Origin of the sequence: Bacillus sp. BF2-3 (genome assembly GCF_008368795.1) — a bacterium.
In the GTDB taxonomy this organism is placed as follows: Bacteria; Bacillota; Bacilli; order Bacillales; family Bacillaceae_G; genus Bacillus_A; species Bacillus_A cereus.
Map to the genome: position 1 here is coordinate 26,363 of NZ_QOSA01000013.1, position 17,245 is coordinate 43,607.

Sequence of the window (17,245 nt, forward strand, 5' to 3'; positions counted from 1 at the left end):
TTTTCATCATTTACGGTATATTTGTAGCAGATTTTAATAAAGTGAAACTTTAATCAGTGGGGGTTTTGTCAATCACCCACTGATTATCAGCCCTCATTAATCGGGCTACCCACAAATAGCAGAATAAAGGGAGGAATAATCAATGAAAGATGAAACAAAAGTATTTCAATGGTTAAAAGAACAAAATGCTCCTTTTGAAATTCAACTGCAAATTTTACAGGCGTTTCAATTGTATAAAGTTATTGTTGAAATGGATAAAAAGTTAATGATGTACGAGGAGAGAGTATATAGGGAGAGAATGTAATCTCATCCCTGTAATATCGTTTTTAGCTGTTCTGTGCCTGTAATAAATTCGAGTTCATTCTCTGACTCAAAGTTATAAATAATATTATGTAGTAAAGGACTGTATTGATAAAAGGTAGTAATACGATGAATGAGTAATGGATCATGATGAGAAATAAGTGTACTGTACTGTTCATATACAGATGTAGTAAACTCATCTCCGAAATCATAATATAGTCCTGCAAAATCAAAAGCAGGATCGCCAATTTGCGCATCACCAAAATCGATAACACCTGAAATGCTTTTGTTATGCTTGTTAAATAAAATGTGATGATGAGTAAAATCAGCGTGAATGATTGTGTTTTGAAAAGTGGATGTAGCTAAACATGCAAAGAAATTTTCAAATAAGCGATTTAAGGCTAGTTTCTGTAATGAAGTAAGGCTAGTAGTGAGATATTGGTTTAATTTTGTTTGTAGCTCTTTCCAGTAGGTACATGTTTTTTCAATAGGGAAACATAGCGTTGTAACTTGGTGTAAAGGAATACTATGTAGTACTGCAAGGAAAGTAGCTAATTGTGTAATAATTGCTTTCAGCTCTATATCCTCCAGCGTGGCAACTGTTTCTGTTTTTAATGGTTCACCATGAATGAGAGTATAGTAACTACAAAGAGGAACCTCATCAGATTCATTTTTATAAATTAGGTGATATTGTGGAACTTCGATTTCTTGTAGTGATTGAGTGAGAATTGCGCATAGTTCTTTTTCTAACGGAATTCGCATCGCATATTCCTGTTTTCGCGGGAAACGAAACAGTAGCTCATCATTTACTATAACTGCTACATTATCCCATCCTTCTTCATTTTGTTTATATGAATGTATAGAAAGATTAGGCAAAGCTTCTTTTATATAATGTTTGTAAGAGTCCATAATTGTTCCTCGTTTCTGAGTTAAGTTATTCTATTTTATGATATCAGAATTTTCTTTCTATATGTTAAAATATATCTATTATTATGAAGAAGGGCGGGAGTATTACGAAAAAAAGACTGTTAATCATTTCTCTATGTATCGCTTTTGTATTGTTTTGGTCATATAAAGAGGAGGTTTTTGCTACCTTTAAACCGATTGATCAGTACGAGTTAAATAAGGAATTAAAGAACAAAAGTATAGAAAATTTAACTCATAATGAAATGAAAAAGGTAGGAGAGCATTTTGTGACTGAACAACTATCAGTGTTTGAGTTTAATAATAAAGAAGATGTGAAACGAAAAGGTGAAGAAATATTTTTAAATAGAGGGTATGAACAATTAATGGAAAATTATTATCCAAATCGTTTTCGAGATTTAGAGTATAAATTTACAAGCGAGGAGATACGTGAAGAGACCGATGAGAGTTTTCTTTATCAAGCTGTAGCGTACGTTGCGGGTACTGAAAATGGTAAGAGAAGCGAAATGAAATTGAATTATGAAGTGAAAATTGTAAAGGTTAATAATATTTTTATGGTGCTAGAACAAAAGCAGCGCGTACAATAAAGGAAATTCATTGCTCAATAGAACATTTGAGGGTGTATTACTTAATGCGGAATAAAAAGGCCCTCAAGGAATAAAGGGCCTTTAAAGATTTTCATTTTGTTGACCAAGTTCTTTTTGAGCAATATATAAATTCCCTTGCTCGACTTGTTTAAGAGTATGAACAGAATCTCCTGCATATCCTTTTTGTGTTTTAACAGTTCTTTTTGAACGATTGGAATCTTGTTTCTTCATATAATAGGCCACCTTTCATCAAAAATAAACGAAAATGATAAGTATGAGTAATACAGCAGCGAAAATGGTAATGCCCATTAAAAACGAAGTGTTTTTATATTTAGGTGGCTTATGTACATCTTGCCGATATCCAGGTGAAATTTCAGGGGCAAATTCTTCATCGAATGATTGCTTTTTTTCTTTGTCGTCCATATGTACCCACCTTTCTTTTTCATTATATTATACGTTACAAGAAAAAATATGCATAAAGAAAACAGCCGCTTTATTATTAGCGGCTGTTTTGTGTTGTATATTTTCGTTGTACTTGAAAGAGACGGATAAGTAGGAAGGCAGCGCCAAATGCTAGACCGATAATAAGACCGATCCAATAGCCTTTCGCGGCCCATTCTGTATACGTCGCTAATATGTAACCTAGTGGTAGACCTATTATCCAATAAGCAATTAAAGTCATAATTAGAGCAACATTTACATCTTTATAACCACGCAAAGCTCCTTGTACAGGGGTTGCAATTGCATCTGAAATTTGAAATAAAATTGCAAAGATAAGAAATTCTTTTGCTAAATGATGAACTTTTGCATCTGTCGTATAAATAGAAGCAATTTGATCATCAAAGAAGTAGAGAAGAATCGAATATAATAAAGCAAAGGCAAGGGCTAATCCAATTCCAATCAATCCGTATTGTTTTGCATTATCGTAACGTTTTGCTCCAACTTCGAATCCGACCGCAATAGTCATTGCCATTGCTAAACTTAGCGGAGTCATATATAACAAGGAAGCAAAGTTCATAGCTGCTTGGTGAGCTGCAATAGTTGTCGTACTAAAATTACTCATCATGAGCGTTACCGCAGCGAAAATACTCGTTTCAAAAAAGATAGCAAATCCGATAGGGACGCCAAGTTTTAAGAATGCTTTCCAACTCGAAAGAGAAGGTCGGTATAATTGTTTGAAAATGTTGAAAGAGGCAAAAGGCTCTTTCGTCTGAATAATAATGACTGTAATAATTAAAATGCACCAATATGTTGCAGTGGAAGCAATTGCTGCTCCGACACCACCAAGCTTTGGGAAACCGAAGTTACCAAAAATTAATAGGTAATTTAATATTACGTTAATTGGTAATGATAATAATGTAATAATCATCGTTGTTCGAGTTTTTCCTAATGCATCAATAAATCCACGTAAAACAGTGTAAGTGAATAAAGGTATAATTCCTATTGCGATAATACTTAAAAATTGCGCTGCAATACGTTCCACAGGTTCTTCTAAGCGCATGCCATTTAAAATAGGTGAAACGACGAAAAAACCGATGAGGATAACAACGAAGCTAGCACAAATTGCTAAATAAACTGCTTGTATGACAACGTGGGGAACGTCCTCTTTTTTCTTGGATCCAACGAGCTGTGCAACAATGGGAGTAGTAGCCATTAAAATTCCTGTTAACCCCGTACTAACTGGAATCCATATACTTGTTCCAATTGCAACACCTGCTAAATCAGTTGGACTTGCATGTCCTGACATCGTTGTATCAAAAAAACTCATCGCAAATAATGACATTTGTGTTACGAAAATCGGAAAAAATAGTAATACAAATTGCTTTAACTTTTGTGAGAATGAAGTAGTTTCTTTCATAAAATCCCCTTTCCGTATAAAAAAACAAACTCTTACTATCATACAATTTAATCAAAGATTAGAAAAGAAATACGCGCCTATAACATATGAAGCCAATAAAAAAAGGATGCACTTTGAAAAGGGATAAGGTATTATGATAAGGTGTGAAAAAATTACATATTATTTGTTATTAAGGAGGCACTACTTGTGGCTGATTGGTTAATTGGTTTAATCATGGGTGCTGTTGAAGGGTTAACAGAGTTTCTACCAGTATCATCAACAGGACATATGATTTTAACAGGACATTTAATTGGATTTGACGATGAGAGAGCGAAAGTTTTTGAAGTTGTTATCCAATTGGGATCGATTTTAGCAGTTGTTGTTATATTTTGGAAGCGTTTATGGTCGTTAGTTGGAATAGGTAAAGTAACAGACGGACCATCGTTAAATTTATTACATATTATTATCGGGATGATTCCTGCTGGGATACTTGGCGTGTTATTCCATAGCACTATTAAAGAGGTTTTATTTGGTCCAGGACCAGTTGTTATTAGCTTAGTAGCCGGTGGTATTTTAATGATTGTTGCTGAGAAGTTTTCGAAACCAAGTACAGCAAGAACGTTAGATGAAATCACATATAAACAGGCATTTACAATTGGAATGTTTCAATGTTTGGCTCTTTGGCCAGGATTTTCTCGTTCTGGTTCTACAATCAGTGGTGGTTTATTAGCTCGCGTGTCGCATACAGCGGCAGCTGAATATACGTTCATTTTAGCGGTACCGATGATGGTAGCTGCAAGTGGATTAGATTTAATTAAAAGCTGGGATGTATTAAGCTCAGCAGATATAACGCTATTTGTAACAGGATTTGTAACTGCATTCGTTGTTGCGATGCTTGCAATTGTTTCATTCTTGAAATTATTATCTCGTGTGAAACTAACACCGTTCGCTTATTATCGTTTCATTTTAGCTGCGGTATTCTATTTCTTCATTATGTAATAAAAAAACCTGCCGAGCTCGGCAGGTTTTTATTTTACTATTTTTTCCACCATATTTTCCATTACATGCTCCCAAAGAGAAGTATCATCAGCTAATGTAGCACGGAAATTAGCATACATTTCTTTTTGTTTTTCTTCGAATCTTGGATCTTCTTTTTCGGGTAATGTAGCGCGCATTGAAGTTACTAATTCTTGTACTTTTGGAGCGCGTGGTCCAAAGACGGCTTGTTCATTTCCATCTTTATCAATGAAAATAAAGATTGGAATCGCACGTGCTGTTCCATTTGTTAAATATTGATCCATTAATTCTAAGTTTTCGTCGCGAATTAATAAACTCATTTCAATATTTGCAACTTCAGAAATTCGTTTCATAACAGGTACGCATAAAAGAGCATCGCCACACCAATCAGCAGTTAATACGATAACACGCCAGCCGTCATTTTGACGTTCTTCTAATACAGGAAGTAATTCATTTGGAATTAAAAAGTTATTGTAAATGTGTAGTAGCTCGTATTGGTTTACTTGCATTTCATTCACATATGTATCAAAGGACATACCTTTATCAGCCCATTGTTGTAAGTTCATAATTAACACCTCTTTAGTAAGATTTGCTTTCATTGTACCAATTTTTATATAGAAAAGCTTGTATTCTTACTCTTTCTCGTCACTTAATAATTTATTTAAGAGGAAAAAGAATAGTACGACACATAATTCAGCTATGTTGGACATTTGTACGCTTTCTATCCAATCATCAGCAGTATGAATGACGAACCAATCTAGTGTAATTTCAATGAATGAGAAAAGAGTAATAGAAATCCAATTTGGCATGTTTTGTGTCAGTGGATATAGCAGCGCTTTGAAGAAACTGAAGATGAAAAATGTAATACTGTCTAAGAAAGTGATTAATAAAAAAAAGAGAAGTAACGCAATACGTGAACTATACTCTATACCTGTAATTTGAAAGATTCCTACATATACAAAAAATATAAATGCAAAAATTATAATGAGAAAAAGAGCAATAATACTAATGATAATCGTTTTATCTTTTAGGCTGAGATTTGAGAATTTCTCCTCCTCATGCATTAAGATACCCCTTTTTTCTGGAAGTTAACTTCATTTTATCATGAAATACATATTAAAAAACTACGAATTATGGGAAAATAAGGTGACAAAAAGTAAGATTTCATGTAAAATTATTAATAAGGTTTTTATTTAACTAAATGAAATAAAAGGAGCTGTCAAAGTTGTCTCAAAATCGAGAGCAATTAATGGAAGAACTATCGACAAATGTGTTTGCTATGTTTCGCACATTGCGTAATGATATCGGAAAAATATTTGGTGGTTACATACCGTGGAATGAATTCATCGTCCTGAGAATATTAAATCGTACGAATAAAGAAATGGTATCGCGTGTAGCAAATGAATTAAATGTGTCGAATAGTCATATTACAGCTGTTACAGAAAAATTAATTAATAAAGGTTTTGTAACTCGTTCACGTTCTACATCAGATCGCCGAGTTGTGTATTTAGAGATTACAGAACAAGGGAAAGATTTAGTTGCGAAAATGGAAGATGCGAAAAAACAATATTTACAAGAAAGATTCTCTGCACTTTCAGAAGATGAAATGAATGTAATGATTTCAATTTCCAAAAAACTTATTTAAGTGATTATAAACAAGAAAACGCTTACGTGATGAAATAGAAGATCTTCCTTATATATGGGAGGTCTTCTTTCATGTGTAATAGATGTTAAAAAATAAAATGTGTATGAAAAAAGATAGAGCGCCATACTACTAATACAAGGAAGGGAGGGAGAAATATGACGAATCGTAACGGTAGTAAAGGGAGCGGTAATCAAGGATCACCAAAGTCTGGCCAGTTTAATCAGGAATTTAGCACTGAATTTGAAACTGGTAATGATAATAAAGGGAAAGAATATCGTTCTAAAAAAGGGAGTAAATCAAAAAAGGAGTGAAATTCATCACTCCTTTTTTGATTTAAGATGCTGCCGATTGATCCGTATTATATTTTTCTTCTGATTTTGCGACAATCATTGCGCAAATTGCATCACCAGAAATGTTTACAGCTGTTCTAGACATATCTAAAATACGGTCAATACCGATAATTAAAGCGATACCTTCTACTGGTAGATTTACTTGATTTAAAACCATTGTAAGCATTACAAGTCCAACACCAGGTACACCAGCAGTACCGATACTAGCTAGTACAGCAGTTAATACGACCATAGCTAATTGCGGTAATGTAAGTTCAACTCCGTATACTTGAGCGATAAATACAGTGGCTACCCCTTGCATAATGGCAGTACCATCCATATTAATAGTTGCCCCTAGTGGTTGTACAAATGAGCTTATCGCTTTTGGAACGCCAAGCTTATCTTGTGCTGTTTTCATTGCAAATGGAAGCGATGCATTAGAGCTAGATGTACTAAATCCAATTGCCATTACTGGTCCGAAATGTTTAAAGAAACGAACAATACTTTCTTTTGCTAATACCTTTAATAAGCCGCCATATACAAAGACCCCGTGAATAATGAGTACTAACATAACGACAATCATATACTTGAACATCGCAGCGACGCCTGCAAGCCCCATTTTACCAACGGATGAAGCGAGCAAACCGAATGTTCCAATTGGGGCTAATTTCATAACGAGATTAACAAGATACATCATTAATTCGTTGCCCTGTTCAAGTAATGAATGGATACCTTGAACTCGTTTTCCTAAAATAGCTATACCGAGTCCAATCAATACGGCAAAGGCAATGAGTTGTAACATGTTTCCGTCAGCCATCGCTTTTGCTGGGTTATCTGGTACGATATTTAGCAATGTGTCGACGAAAGATGTTTCAGTTTTTGCACCTTCATACTTAAGACCTTCTGTTTTAAAATTACCGCCAGCTCCTGGTTTTATAATAAGTGCAAATGTAACCGCTATAGAGATGGCAACCGCAGTTGTTACGAGAAAGAATGAAATTGATTTTAAACCGATTCTTCCAAGTTGTTTCGGATCTCCAAGGCCGGCAGCACCAAGTACGATAGAAATGAACACAACAGGAACAACTAGCATTTTAATAAGTCGAATAAACAATTGACCAATTGGGTTGAACACAAATTGATTTAGTGGCTCAAAGATAGATGGAGCAGCTAAATTTAGAGTGAGTCCAACAACTAGACCTAGAAATAATGCGATTAAGATTGCTTTTGTTTGTTTCAATAAAATCCCCCCTTTTGTTTTTGCGAAATTTCTTTCTAAAGTAATTATACCGAAAAAATACCTGATTTGACAATATTTTCTGAATTTTTCGTTTTTGTTTAAGTGTAGATAGACTGATTTTGTGTTTGGAAAATATAATAGACCATCACATAGGATGGTCTAGGGAAGGGGACAATTTATGTCAATTTAATTAGGGATGGAAGTTGCTTTAAGACACTGGGGAATGTCTTATAAATTAGGGAGGAACAACTTCGATACATATACTATAAAAGGTAGGTGTGACTCTCATGTGAACATAGGGTGAAAGAGAGGGGGAGTTTTAAATAAAAGATAGAAAGACAAAAAATAAGACCATCATATATAAGATGGTCAAGGAAGGGGACAATTTATGTCAATTTAATTAGGGATGGAAGCTGTTCAAAGACACTGGGGAATGTCTTATAAATTAGGGAGGAACAACTTCGATACATATACTATAAAAGGTAGATGTGACCTCTGTGTGAACATAGAGTGAAAGAGAGAGGGAGTTTTAAATAAAAGATAGAAAGACAAAAAAATAAGACCATCATATATAAGATGGTCAAGGAAGGGGACAATTTATGTCAATTTAATTAGGGATGGAAGCTATTCAAAGACACTGGGGAATGTCTTATAAATTAGGGAGGAACAGCTTCGATACATATACTATAAAAGGTGGATGTGACCTCTATGTGAACATAGAGTGAAAGATATGGGGATTTGAAAAATAGTACATATGAAATTGTTATTGCTAGCAATATTGAGTTAGGATATAGAGTTTTCCGGCATAAAACGAAAAGGAATCTGAATATAAATAAAAGTTGTAATCTATGAAAAAAAGGATTATGCTCAACTATATTATGAGAATATAAGGTTTGTCCCAATTATTTAAGGGCTTTTAAAAAGCTTTTTATTGTATGAGGGGAAAGCTTCACTTTAATAAGGGAGTTAGTGATATGGACGTAACAAAAAAACAAGGGCTGTATAATCGTCTTATACGATTAAACCCACCACAAATATTAGCATTAGGCTTTTTCTGCTTAATTGTGGTTGGCGGTTTGTTATTAAAATTACCATTCGCAACGAAAGTACATATTAGTTGGGTAGATGCTTTCTTTACAGCAACGTCAGCAGCGACCGTAACTGGTTTGGGAGTAGTGGATACAGCAAGTACATTTACGATGTTTGGCGAAATTGTTATTATGTTTTTAATTCAAACAGGTGGTCTAGGCCTTATGACAATTGCCATTTTAATTGTTTGGGTACTAGGTAAAAAAATCGGATTACGCCATCGTTTATTAATTGGAGAAGCATTTAATCAAACAAATATAGGTGGTCTTGTAAAATTAGTAAAGCGTGTCTTTATATTTTCGATTTGTATTGAACTTATTGGGGTCATCTTTTTATCGTTTCGCTTTATTCCAGAGTTTGGTTTTGGAAAAGGTTTATACTATAGTATTTTTCATGTAATTGCATCTTATAATAATGCAGGATTTGCTTTATGGCCAGATAATTTAACAAGATATGTAGGGGATCCCATTATTAATATTGGGATTTGCTCTTTAATTGTAATTGGGGGACTCGGTTTTACCGTATTAATTGATATATGGTATAGCCGCAGTTTTCGAAAATTATCACTTCACTCAAAAATAATGATTATTGGAACAGTAGTGCTAAATATTATAGCAATGATTGTGATTTTTGTATTGGAATATAATAATGTGAAGACGTTAGGGAATTTATCTTTAAATGAAAAACTATGGGCTTCCTTCTTTCAAGGTATTACTCCGCGGACAGCTGGATTTAATACGGTTGACTATGGAGGTATGGAAGAATCATCTATATTATTTACGATGATTTTAATGTTTATTGGTGCAGGAAGTGTATCGACAGGTGGAGGAATTAAATTAACGACGTTTGTTATCTTAATTACATCTGTCCTTTCTTTCTTTAGAAAAAAGGAGGAAATTGTTTTATTTCAGCGTACAATTAAAATGTCGACAGTAACGAGGGCCTTAGCGATTGCTGTTGCCAGTCAAATACTTATTTTAGCAGCGGTATTCATATTAATGCTTACAGAAAACTTCAGCTTTATTCAATTATTATTTGAGACAATATCAGCGTTTGGCACAGTCGGATTAACGATGGGAATTACTGCAAAGCTATCGGCATTCGGAAAATGTATTATTATGTTTGTTATGTTCTGCGGATTAATTGGACCATTAACACTTGTGTTCTCTTTAGCGCGACCAGCAAAACAAAAAATAAAATATCCATCGGAAGATGTGTTTACAGGATAAGGTATCCCGCGTTAAGCGAGATACCTTTTTCTTTTTTAGAACAGGGAGAACAATAGACCAATAAGTGCTACTCGGAATAAAATTGCGATAAGTGCAGCAATTCCACCGACAACTGCAGCGATACCGCCAGTTACAGTAGCTCCGCGATTATAAGCGTAAATACCGAGTAAAACAGAAACAAGACCAAATAGTGTTGGAAATGTAAATAGCGATAAGATAGATAGCGCAAGAGCAATAAAACCAGCAGTTGATCCAGCAGCGGACGATTTTACAACATCTTTATCGTCTTTATCATTGTAATCATAATCAATGCGTTGTGGTGCAACCTCAGCGGCGTACTCTTCTTTATAGTCACTATAATCACTATCTATTCTATCTTTTCTTTTATAATCATCAAATTTCTCAGTCAAAGTCATGACTCCTTTCATAACAAGGTTCAATAGTAGTATGTATCTCTTTTTCTTTTTTATCCCGCTATTTGTGAGAGTCGAGCTACGTACACATCCCACTGATTAAATTTTCACTATACCGGAGCATGTACAGGGAGTAGTATCTTTTAAAAGGAGGAAAATGTTTTCTTGAAATAGGAAAAGTTAGTATGACTTCCTCTATTTTGGAAAATATAAAAAGGAATAATGAGGAAAGGGTGCAATACATAATGGAACATCCAATTGAAAATTTAATGAAAACGGCAATGACAAATTTAAAAGAAATGGTAGATGTAAATACAATTGTTGGGAGCCCGGTTTCAACAGCTGACGGAAATGTAGTATTAACAGTATCTCAAGTGGCTTTTGGTTTTGGAGCTGGTGGAAGTGATTTTAAAGGGGATTTCATTACTGAAAAACATAACGGTGGGCAAAATCAGCATAAAGAGAACAAACAAGGGCATCCATTTGGAGGAGGAAGCGGGGCTGGGGTTTCCATTAGTCCAGTAGCTTTTTTAGTAGTTGGTTCTAATGGAGTGCAAGTATTACATCTCAACAGCAGTACACATTTAATTGAAAAGGCTTTAAATACTGTACCAAGCACTGTAGATAAATTTGTGAATGGTCGTCAAAAGTGAACTTGCATTTTTTAGGAATTATGATATATTAGAAAAAGTGCGCTTTAGGATGATCGGAATAATTGAAATGTAAATATATATGATGTGTGGAATAAGGGAGAGGAATTTATGATTAATATCAAAAACTTAGTAGTTGGCTTATTTATGTTAGTAAGCGGCTTTGTTGTATATGTAATAAAAGAAAAAGCTCCATTCTAAAACAGACAAACCGTTAATGTCTGTTTTTAATTTGTGAAAAAATATTGACAAGTTATTGTATTGGTGTTAGAATTTTAATTCGTGTCTCGGTTACAGCTAGTGTAAAGTAAATATCTCTTATGAATGCAATACGAAAAGTTTGCGAAAGATCGGGTAATTTTATCAACAACTTTTGTGAACAAACCCTATAAATTGTATTTGTAAGCTATATATGTATACTAGTGAATCAAGGAGCGGTCAGTGGAACCGTAATGATGAGAGAGAGGTAGGGCTTTCATCCAGTATATGTTACTTTCCCGTTAGGTGAATATAAAAAAGAGGACTCCTTTTAAAAGGAGTCCTCTTTCATTTTTCAAGTGCGACTTTCAACTTGTTGACAAATTTCATCCGTTGTTAAACCGTGAGCTGTAATGACTGATCCTTTAATTGATGTATCTGCAATGCCCATCACATTAGAATCTTGCCCAGTTACAACGCAACAATCACACCCTTGTGCATCCTGTTCTGAGTTAAGTGTAACAACTTCATGACCTTGTTGCTGAAGAGCTTGTTGAACGTCTGTTAATGAGTTTTCAACGCCAATTCTAGCCATAATTCTCACCTCCTACCATCTAATTGCTAGTATGCTCAAGTTCACTGCATTTATGAAAAGACGGTAGGAAGTAAATCTTTGTTTAGTCGTTATATACGCCAGTAAGCATTTGACTAACGAATTGATCGTTTAATGTATCTTGGGCAGAAGAAGTATTTGAATGGATGTCGATTGAAGCAATAAAATGATTATGTTCTTGCGTATTTGGTTCTACCTCTACGTAATTATCGAATTTACAAAAACCTTTCGTATCCATTAGATCAAATAATTGCAGCATTTCTACTACCTCTTGTCTCGTTCCTTTAATTTGTACACACGCCATATTTATTTCCTCCTTCATTTTGACAAATTGTTTTTTAAAAATAGGATTATGATTACGAAATGAAAAATATGAATGTTATTTTTAGACAGCGCTATTTTTGTTATTTTCCCCCTTTTTCAGCAAAAGTCGTTATATATTCCCGGATTTATAAAATCGGACGTCCGTTTATTGAATACAATAGATTCGCATCAATTGATGAAAATCCTTCTTTTAAACAAATATTTTTTTAGTGGAAATTGGCGAAAAAAATTTTTTGACTTTTTGTAAACGTTAACAATGTTGTTAAATCAATATAAGTAAAGAAGTACGTACGATTAAAAATTATAAATTTTCTAAAAATTCACTTGATTTATTTAGAAAGGAGAGTAAACTAGGAAACAATAAAAAATTCATAGAACATAGGAGGCGCTTCTAGTGAATGAGCAATGGATTTTCTTAAATGGAGAATTTGTTCCAAAAGATGAGGCAAAAGTTTCAGTATATGATCATGGCTATTTATATGGCGATGGAGTGTTTGAAGGAATTAGAGTTTATAGCGGTAATGTTTTCCGTTTGAGAGAGCACCTTGTCCGGTTGTATGAATCAGCAAAATCAATCCTTTTAGAAATTCCATATTCATTAGATGAAGTAACAAATATTGTTGTTGAGACGATTCGACAAAATAAATTATCTAATGGATACATTCGCCTGGTTGTATCAAGAGGAGCAGGAAATCTTGGATTGGATCCCGATTCATGTAAGAAGCCGAATGTAGTAGTAATTGCAGAACAATTATCTTTATTCCCACAAGAATATTATGAGAAAGGGATTCCAGTTGTAACAGTTGCAACGCGCCGAAATCGTCCCGATGTTTTATCCCCTCAAGTAAAATCTTTAAATTACTTAAACAATATTTTAGTTCGTATTGAAGCGAAATTAGCTGGAGTACAAGAAGCACTTATGTTAAATGATCAAGGATATGTAGCTGAAGGATCAGGAGATAACGTGTTTATTGTTAAAGGAAATAAATTAATTACACCACCAAGTTCTGCTGGAGCGTTAGAAGGTATTACACGAAACGCCATTTTAGAAATCGGCGAAAAACTTGGATATGACGTAAGAGAAGAGTTATTTACAAGACATGATGTATATGTAGCTGATGAAGTGTTTTTAACAGGAACAGCTGCTGAAGTTATTGCTGTTACGACAGTAGATGGTAGAACGATTGGCTTAGGGCAAACAGGTCCACATACGAACCGTTTATTAGAAGAGTTTCGTAAGTTAGTTGTAGAAGATGGAGAGAAAATTTACGAAGAAAATAAAGTTGGATAACAACTTTTTTAACATAAGAAAGCGTTGATAGGGAGGAGTAGTTGATTGTGAAGCCTCACAGAGAGTCGGTGGTTGCTGAAAACCGATGGTTCACGTCGACGAACATCGCCCTTGAGTGCTAAGCTAAAGCATTTGTCTAGGCTTAGACGGTAGCTCCGTTATTAGCTAGATCCATTTATGGATCACTGAGGCAAGAGTATTCTTGCAAAGAAGGGTGGTACCGCGAAATCTTTCGTCCCTTCAGCACATAGCTGGAGTGTGGACGTAGGATTTTTTTATTGTATAAAAGGTTGAAAAAGGGGGCTTATAAGAACAATGTCTTCAAAAACGGAAGAGAAACTGGAAACTGGTGCACAGCTATTGTTAGAAGCGCTAGAAAAGGAAGGCGTAAAAGTGATTTTCGGTTATCCGGGTGGTGCCGTTTTACCTCTCTATGATGCACTGTATGATTGTGAAATTCCGCATATTTTAACAAGGCATGAGCAAGGGGCAATTCACGCTGCTGAAGGGTATGCCAGAATTACAGGGAACCCAGGGGTTGTAATTGCAACGAGTGGCCCAGGTGCTACAAATGTAATTACGGGTCTAGCGGATGCGATGATTGATTCATTGCCACTTGTTGTATTTACAGGCCAAGTAGCAACAACGTTAATTGGGAGCGATGCTTTTCAAGAGGCGGATATTATGGGACTTACGATGCCAGTGACAAAACATAACTATCAAGTGCGAAAGGCCTCAGATTTACCTCGAATTATTAAAGAAGCATTTCATATTGCTAAAACAGGAAGACCAGGACCAGTCGTTATTGACCTTCCGAAAGATATGGTAGTCGAGAAAGGTGAGCGATGTAGCAATGTACAAATGGATTTACCAGGATATAACCCTAATTATGAACCGAATCTACTTCAAATAAACAAATTACTACAAGCAATTGAAACCGCAAAAAAACCGTTAATTTTAGCTGGAGCAGGTATACTGCATGCGAAAGCTTCGAAAGAATTGACAAGTTTTGCCCGTAAATATGAAATCCCTGTTGTGCATACGTTACTTGGACTTGGTGGTTTTCCGCCAGATGATGGGCTATTTCTAGGGATGGGGGGAATGCACGGTTCTTACACAGCCAATATGGCGTTATATGAATGCGACTTACTCATTAATATAGGTGCGAGATTTGACGATCGTCTTACTGGGAATTTAGCTTTTTTTGCTAAAGGGGCGACTGTTGCACATATCGATATTGATCCAGCAGAAATTGGGAAAAATGTGCCAACAGAGATTCCTATTGTTGCAAGTGCTAAGCGGGCGTTAGAAGTATTGCTTCAATCAGAAGGAAAGAAAGAAAATCATCATGAATGGCTCTCTTTATTAAAGAGTAGAAAAGAAAAGTATCCATTCTCTTATAAACGAAATTCTGAAAGTATTAAACCTCAATACGCGATTGATATGCTATATGAAATCACGAAAGGAGAAGCGATTGTAACAACAGACGTTGGGCAACATCAAATGTGGGCAGCACAATACTATCCGTTGAAAAATCCAGATAAATGGGTAACTTCTGGCGGATTAGGAACGATGGGGTTCGGATTTCCAGCAGCAATCGGTGCGCAAATTGCAAAGCGAGATGAACTAGTTATTGCAATTGTTGGTGATGCTGGGTTTCAAATGACTCTGCAAGAATTAAGTGTATTAAAAGAACACGCTTTACCCGTTAAAGTATTTATTTTAAATAATGAAGCTTTAGGAATGGTAAGACAATGGCAAGATGAATTTTACAATCAAAGATATTCACATTCTTTATTGCCATGCCAACCAGATTTCGTCGCTCTTGCGAATGCGTATGGTATAAAAGGTGTTCGTATTGACGATCCACTTCTTGCAAAGAAGCAAATCCAGCATGCGATCGAATTACAAGAGCCAGTCGTAATCGATTGTCGTGTACTTCAATCAGAGAAGGTTATGCCGATGGTTGCACCAGGAAAAGGTGTTCACCAAATGGAGGGAGTGGAAAAAGGGTGAAGAGAATTGTTACAGCGACAGTTCGAAATCAAAGTGGTGTGTTAAACCGAATTACAGGGGTTATGACACGAAGACATTTTAATATTGAAAGTATTTCAGTAGGTCATACAGAATCATCAGATATATCGCGAATGACGATTGTTGTACACGTTGAAAGTGAACAGCAAGTTGAGCAGTTAATTAAACAACTTCATAAGCAAATCGATGTTCTGAAAGTATCAGATATTACAGAAGAAGCAATGATTGCTAGAGAGCTTGCTCTTATTAAAGTAGCAACTTCTGTAGCGAGGGCAGAATTATATAGTTTAATTGAACCATTTCGAGCCGCTGTAATAGATGTTGGGAAGGATTCCATAGTTGTGCAAGTAACAGGTACGCAAGATAAAGTAGAAGCGTTAATTGAATTACTTCGTCCATACGGTTTAAAAGAAATTGCTAGAACAGGTGTAACAGCATTTACACGTAGTATGAAAAAACAAGATAAGCAAGTTATGTTAATTCAATAATCATTTAAATATAGGGGGAAATGAAAATGGCAAAAGTTTATTATGAGAAAGATGTAACAGTAAATGTATTAAAGGAAAAGAAAGTAGCAATCATCGGATATGGCTCGCAAGGTCATGCGCATGCGCAAAATTTACGTGATAACGGATTTGATGTAGTAGTAGGTTTAAGAAAAGGTAAGTCTTGGGATAAAGCGAATGAAGATGGGTTTTCTGTATATACAGTAGCAGAAGCAGCGGAAAAAGCTGATGTAGTAATGATTCTATTACCTGATGAATTACAACCAGAAGTATATGAAGCTGAAATTGCACCAAATTTACAGGCTGGAAACTCTCTCGTGTTCGCACATGGATTTAATGTTCACTTTGATCAAGTAAAACCACCAGCGAATGTAGATGTATTTCTAGTAGCGCCAAAAGGACCGGGGCATCTCGTACGCCGTACGTTCGCCGAGGGAGGGGCTGTTCCTGCATTATTTGCAGTATATCAAGATGCAACAGGAGTTGCGACTGAAAAAGCACTTTCTTATGCTGACGGAATTGGAGCAACGAGAGCTGGTGTATTAGAAACGACGTTTAAAGAAGAAACAGAAACAGATTTATTTGGAGAGCAAGCTGTACTCTGCGGCGGAGTGACTGCACTTGTAAAAGCAGGATTTGAAACGTTAGTTGATGCGGGATACCAGCCTGAACTTGCATATTTTGAATGTTTACATGAACTGAAGCTAATCGTTGACCTTATGTATGAAGGTGGACTTGAAAATATGAGATATTCAGTTTCAGATACAGCGCAGTGGGGAGACTTCGTATCAGGACCACGCGTTGTTACTGAAGATACGAAGAAAGCGATGGGGGCAGTATTAGCAGAAATCCAAGATGGTACATTTGCAAGAGGCTGGATTGCAGAGCATAAAGCAGGAAGACCAAATTTCCACGCGACAAATGAGAAAGAGAATGAACATGAAATCGAAGTAGTAGGACGTAAATTACGTGAAATGATGCCTTTCGTACAGCCGCGAGTAAAGGTAGGGATTAAATAA

At 35.4% G+C, this 17,245-nt stretch carries 22 protein-coding genes and 1 other annotated feature; of the genes, 12 read left to right on the forward strand and 10 right to left on the reverse strand.

Annotation, left to right across the window (positions count from 1 at the left end; all coding sequences use genetic code 11):
* Nucleotides 1-142 precede the first annotated feature (142 nt).
* Complete coding sequence (locus DN401_RS29790; RefSeq protein WP_000651086.1) at nt 143-304, forward strand: hypothetical protein; 162 nt, start codon at nt 143-145, stop codon at nt 302-304.
* 2 nt (nt 305-306) lie between these two features.
* Here the strand turns inward: DN401_RS29790 and DN401_RS11965 are convergent, their stop codons facing one another.
* A complete protein-coding gene (locus tag DN401_RS11965) occupies nt 307-1,209 on the reverse strand; it encodes an aminoglycoside phosphotransferase family protein (protein WP_100654917.1) in 903 nt (300 codons plus the stop codon).
* Nucleotides 1,210-1,292: 83 nt separating this feature from the next.
* Between DN401_RS11965 and DN401_RS11970 the strand changes: the two genes are divergently transcribed.
* Nucleotides 1,293-1,811: a hypothetical protein gene (locus tag DN401_RS11970; protein WP_000715252.1), complete on the forward strand. Its 519-nt coding sequence runs from the start codon at nt 1,293-1,295 to the stop codon at nt 1,809-1,811.
* An 81-nt stretch (nt 1,812-1,892) separates the two neighbouring features.
* Here the strand turns inward: DN401_RS11970 and DN401_RS29795 are convergent, their stop codons facing one another.
* The 3 genes from DN401_RS29795 to DN401_RS11980 form a co-directional block, all read right to left on the reverse strand.
* Nucleotides 1,893-2,042: a hypothetical protein gene (locus DN401_RS29795; protein WP_000743742.1), complete on the reverse strand. Its 150-nt coding sequence runs from the start codon at nt 2,040-2,042 to the stop codon at nt 1,893-1,895.
* An 18-nt stretch (nt 2,043-2,060) separates the two neighbouring features.
* Nucleotides 2,061-2,234 (reverse strand): hypothetical protein, encoded by a 174-nt coding sequence (locus DN401_RS11975; protein WP_000341062.1) that lies wholly within the window; start codon nt 2,232-2,234, stop codon nt 2,061-2,063.
* Between the two features lie 76 nt (nt 2,235-2,310).
* On the reverse strand, nt 2,311-3,669 hold the full coding sequence (locus tag DN401_RS11980) for an MATE family efflux transporter (RefSeq protein ID WP_000665548.1): 1,359 nt from the start codon (nt 3,667-3,669) through the stop codon (nt 2,311-2,313).
* Nucleotides 3,670-3,855: 186 nt separating this feature from the next.
* Here DN401_RS11980 and uppP point away from each other — a divergent pair, with 186 nt between their 5' ends.
* Entirely contained in the window at nt 3,856-4,647 is a 792-nt protein-coding gene (gene uppP / locus DN401_RS11985; protein WP_000796253.1) for a bacitracin resistance undecaprenyl-diphosphatase, read from the forward strand.
* A gap of 29 nt (nt 4,648-4,676) precedes the next feature.
* Here uppP and DN401_RS11990 read toward each other — a convergent pair whose 3' ends face one another.
* Complete coding sequence (locus DN401_RS11990) at nt 4,677-5,264, reverse strand: thioredoxin family protein (RefSeq protein WP_100654916.1); 588 nt, start codon at nt 5,262-5,264, stop codon at nt 4,677-4,679.
* A gap of 33 nt (nt 5,265-5,297) precedes the next feature.
* Nucleotides 5,298-5,729, reverse strand: a complete 432-nt coding sequence (locus tag DN401_RS11995; protein ID WP_000544070.1) for a YrvL family regulatory protein — start codon at nt 5,727-5,729, stop codon at nt 5,298-5,300.
* A 161-nt stretch (nt 5,730-5,890) separates the two neighbouring features.
* Between DN401_RS11995 and DN401_RS12000 the strand changes: the two genes are divergently transcribed.
* A complete protein-coding gene (locus tag DN401_RS12000; RefSeq protein ID WP_000081432.1) occupies nt 5,891-6,310 on the forward strand; it encodes a MarR family winged helix-turn-helix transcriptional regulator in 420 nt (139 codons plus the stop codon).
* A gap of 155 nt (nt 6,311-6,465) precedes the next feature.
* Entirely contained in the window at nt 6,466-6,621 is a 156-nt protein-coding gene (locus DN401_RS12005; protein WP_000184928.1) for a hypothetical protein, read from the forward strand.
* 22 nt (nt 6,622-6,643) lie between these two features.
* Here the strand turns inward: DN401_RS12005 and DN401_RS12010 are convergent, their stop codons facing one another.
* Nucleotides 6,644-7,879, reverse strand: coding sequence for a dicarboxylate/amino acid:cation symporter (locus DN401_RS12010; RefSeq protein ID WP_100654915.1), 1,236 nt, complete (start codon nt 7,877-7,879; stop codon nt 6,644-6,646).
* 974 nt (nt 7,880-8,853) lie between these two features.
* Between DN401_RS12010 and DN401_RS12015 the strand changes: the two genes are divergently transcribed.
* Nucleotides 8,854-10,197, forward strand: coding sequence for a TrkH family potassium uptake protein (locus DN401_RS12015; RefSeq protein WP_000383524.1), 1,344 nt, complete (start codon nt 8,854-8,856; stop codon nt 10,195-10,197).
* A gap of 35 nt (nt 10,198-10,232) precedes the next feature.
* Here the strand turns inward: DN401_RS12015 and DN401_RS12020 are convergent, their stop codons facing one another.
* Nucleotides 10,233-10,607 carry a hypothetical protein gene (locus tag DN401_RS12020; RefSeq protein ID WP_000136542.1) on the reverse strand — a complete coding sequence of 125 codons (375 nt, stop codon included), beginning with the start codon at nt 10,605-10,607 and terminating at the stop codon, nt 10,233-10,235.
* Between the two features lie 188 nt (nt 10,608-10,795).
* Between DN401_RS12020 and ytfJ the strand changes: the two genes are divergently transcribed.
* A complete protein-coding gene (ytfJ, locus tag DN401_RS12025; RefSeq protein WP_000204234.1) occupies nt 10,796-11,263 on the forward strand; it encodes a GerW family sporulation protein in 468 nt (155 codons plus the stop codon).
* 108 nt (nt 11,264-11,371) lie between these two features.
* The gene (locus DN401_RS12030; protein WP_000608227.1) at nt 11,372-11,461 is read left to right on the forward strand and encodes a hypothetical protein; all 90 of its coding nucleotides are present in this window, start codon (nt 11,372-11,374) and stop codon (nt 11,459-11,461) included.
* A 352-nt stretch (nt 11,462-11,813) separates the two neighbouring features.
* Here DN401_RS12030 and DN401_RS12035 read toward each other — a convergent pair whose 3' ends face one another.
* Nucleotides 11,814-12,053: a YkuS family protein gene (locus tag DN401_RS12035; protein ID WP_000101022.1), complete on the reverse strand. Its 240-nt coding sequence runs from the start codon at nt 12,051-12,053 to the stop codon at nt 11,814-11,816.
* An 82-nt stretch (nt 12,054-12,135) separates the two neighbouring features.
* Nucleotides 12,136-12,375 (reverse strand): DUF3911 family protein, encoded by a 240-nt coding sequence (locus DN401_RS12040; RefSeq protein WP_000752514.1) that lies wholly within the window; start codon nt 12,373-12,375, stop codon nt 12,136-12,138.
* Between the two features lie 414 nt (nt 12,376-12,789).
* Here DN401_RS12040 and ilvE point away from each other — a divergent pair, with 414 nt between their 5' ends.
* The 4 genes from ilvE (at nt 12,790) to ilvC (ending at nt 17,245) form a co-directional block, all read left to right on the forward strand.
* Complete coding sequence (gene ilvE / locus DN401_RS12045) at nt 12,790-13,686, forward strand: branched-chain-amino-acid transaminase (protein WP_001005486.1); 897 nt, start codon at nt 12,790-12,792, stop codon at nt 13,684-13,686.
* Nucleotides 13,687-13,701: 15 nt separating this feature from the next.
* Nucleotides 13,702-13,929, forward strand: a binding site (T-box leader).
* A gap of 72 nt (nt 13,930-14,001) precedes the next feature.
* Nucleotides 14,002-15,702, forward strand: a complete 1,701-nt coding sequence (ilvB, locus tag DN401_RS12050) for an acetolactate synthase large subunit (protein WP_000095880.1) — start codon at nt 14,002-14,004, stop codon at nt 15,700-15,702.
* A complete protein-coding gene (gene ilvN, locus DN401_RS12055) occupies nt 15,699-16,208 on the forward strand; it encodes an acetolactate synthase small subunit (protein ID WP_000822952.1) in 510 nt (169 codons plus the stop codon). Before ilvB ends, ilvN begins: the two co-directional genes overlap by 4 nt.
* A gap of 26 nt (nt 16,209-16,234) precedes the next feature.
* A complete protein-coding gene (ilvC, locus tag DN401_RS12060) occupies nt 16,235-17,245 on the forward strand; it encodes a ketol-acid reductoisomerase (protein ID WP_001151740.1) in 1,011 nt (336 codons plus the stop codon).

Coding starts and splice junctions, on each gene's coding strand:
- DN401_RS29790 (WP_000651086.1), top strand. CDS start 143: ATGAAAGATGAAACAAAAGTATTTCAATGGTTAAAAGAACAAAATGCT.
- DN401_RS11965 (WP_100654917.1), bottom strand. CDS start 1,209: ATGGACTCTTACAAACATTATATAAAAGAAGCTTTGCCTAATCTTTCT.
- DN401_RS11970 (WP_000715252.1), top strand. CDS start 1,293: ATGAAGAAGGGCGGGAGTATTACGAAAAAAAGACTGTTAATCATTTCT.
- DN401_RS29795 (WP_000743742.1), bottom strand. CDS start 2,042: ATGAAGAAACAAGATTCCAATCGTTCAAAAAGAACTGTTAAAACACAA.
- DN401_RS11975 (WP_000341062.1), bottom strand. CDS start 2,234: ATGGACGACAAAGAAAAAAAGCAATCATTCGATGAAGAATTTGCCCCT.
- DN401_RS11980 (WP_000665548.1), bottom strand. CDS start 3,669: ATGAAAGAAACTACTTCATTCTCACAAAAGTTAAAGCAATTTGTATTA.
- DN401_RS11990 (WP_100654916.1), bottom strand. CDS start 5,264: ATGAAAGCAAATCTTACTAAAGAGGTGTTAATTATGAACTTACAACAA.
- DN401_RS11995 (WP_000544070.1), bottom strand. CDS start 5,729: ATGCATGAGGAGGAGAAATTCTCAAATCTCAGCCTAAAAGATAAAACG.
- DN401_RS12005 (WP_000184928.1), top strand. CDS start 6,466: ATGACGAATCGTAACGGTAGTAAAGGGAGCGGTAATCAAGGATCACCA.
- DN401_RS12015 (WP_000383524.1), top strand. CDS start 8,854: ATGGACGTAACAAAAAAACAAGGGCTGTATAATCGTCTTATACGATTA.
- ytfJ (WP_000204234.1), top strand. CDS start 10,796: ATGACTTCCTCTATTTTGGAAAATATAAAAAGGAATAATGAGGAAAGG.
- DN401_RS12030 (WP_000608227.1), top strand. CDS start 11,372: ATGATTAATATCAAAAACTTAGTAGTTGGCTTATTTATGTTAGTAAGC.
- DN401_RS12035 (WP_000101022.1), bottom strand. CDS start 12,053: ATGGCTAGAATTGGCGTTGAAAACTCATTAACAGACGTTCAACAAGCT.
- DN401_RS12040 (WP_000752514.1), bottom strand. CDS start 12,375: ATGGCGTGTGTACAAATTAAAGGAACGAGACAAGAGGTAGTAGAAATG.
- ilvB (WP_000095880.1), top strand. CDS start 14,002: ATGTCTTCAAAAACGGAAGAGAAACTGGAAACTGGTGCACAGCTATTG.
- ilvC (WP_001151740.1), top strand. CDS start 16,235: ATGGCAAAAGTTTATTATGAGAAAGATGTAACAGTAAATGTATTAAAG.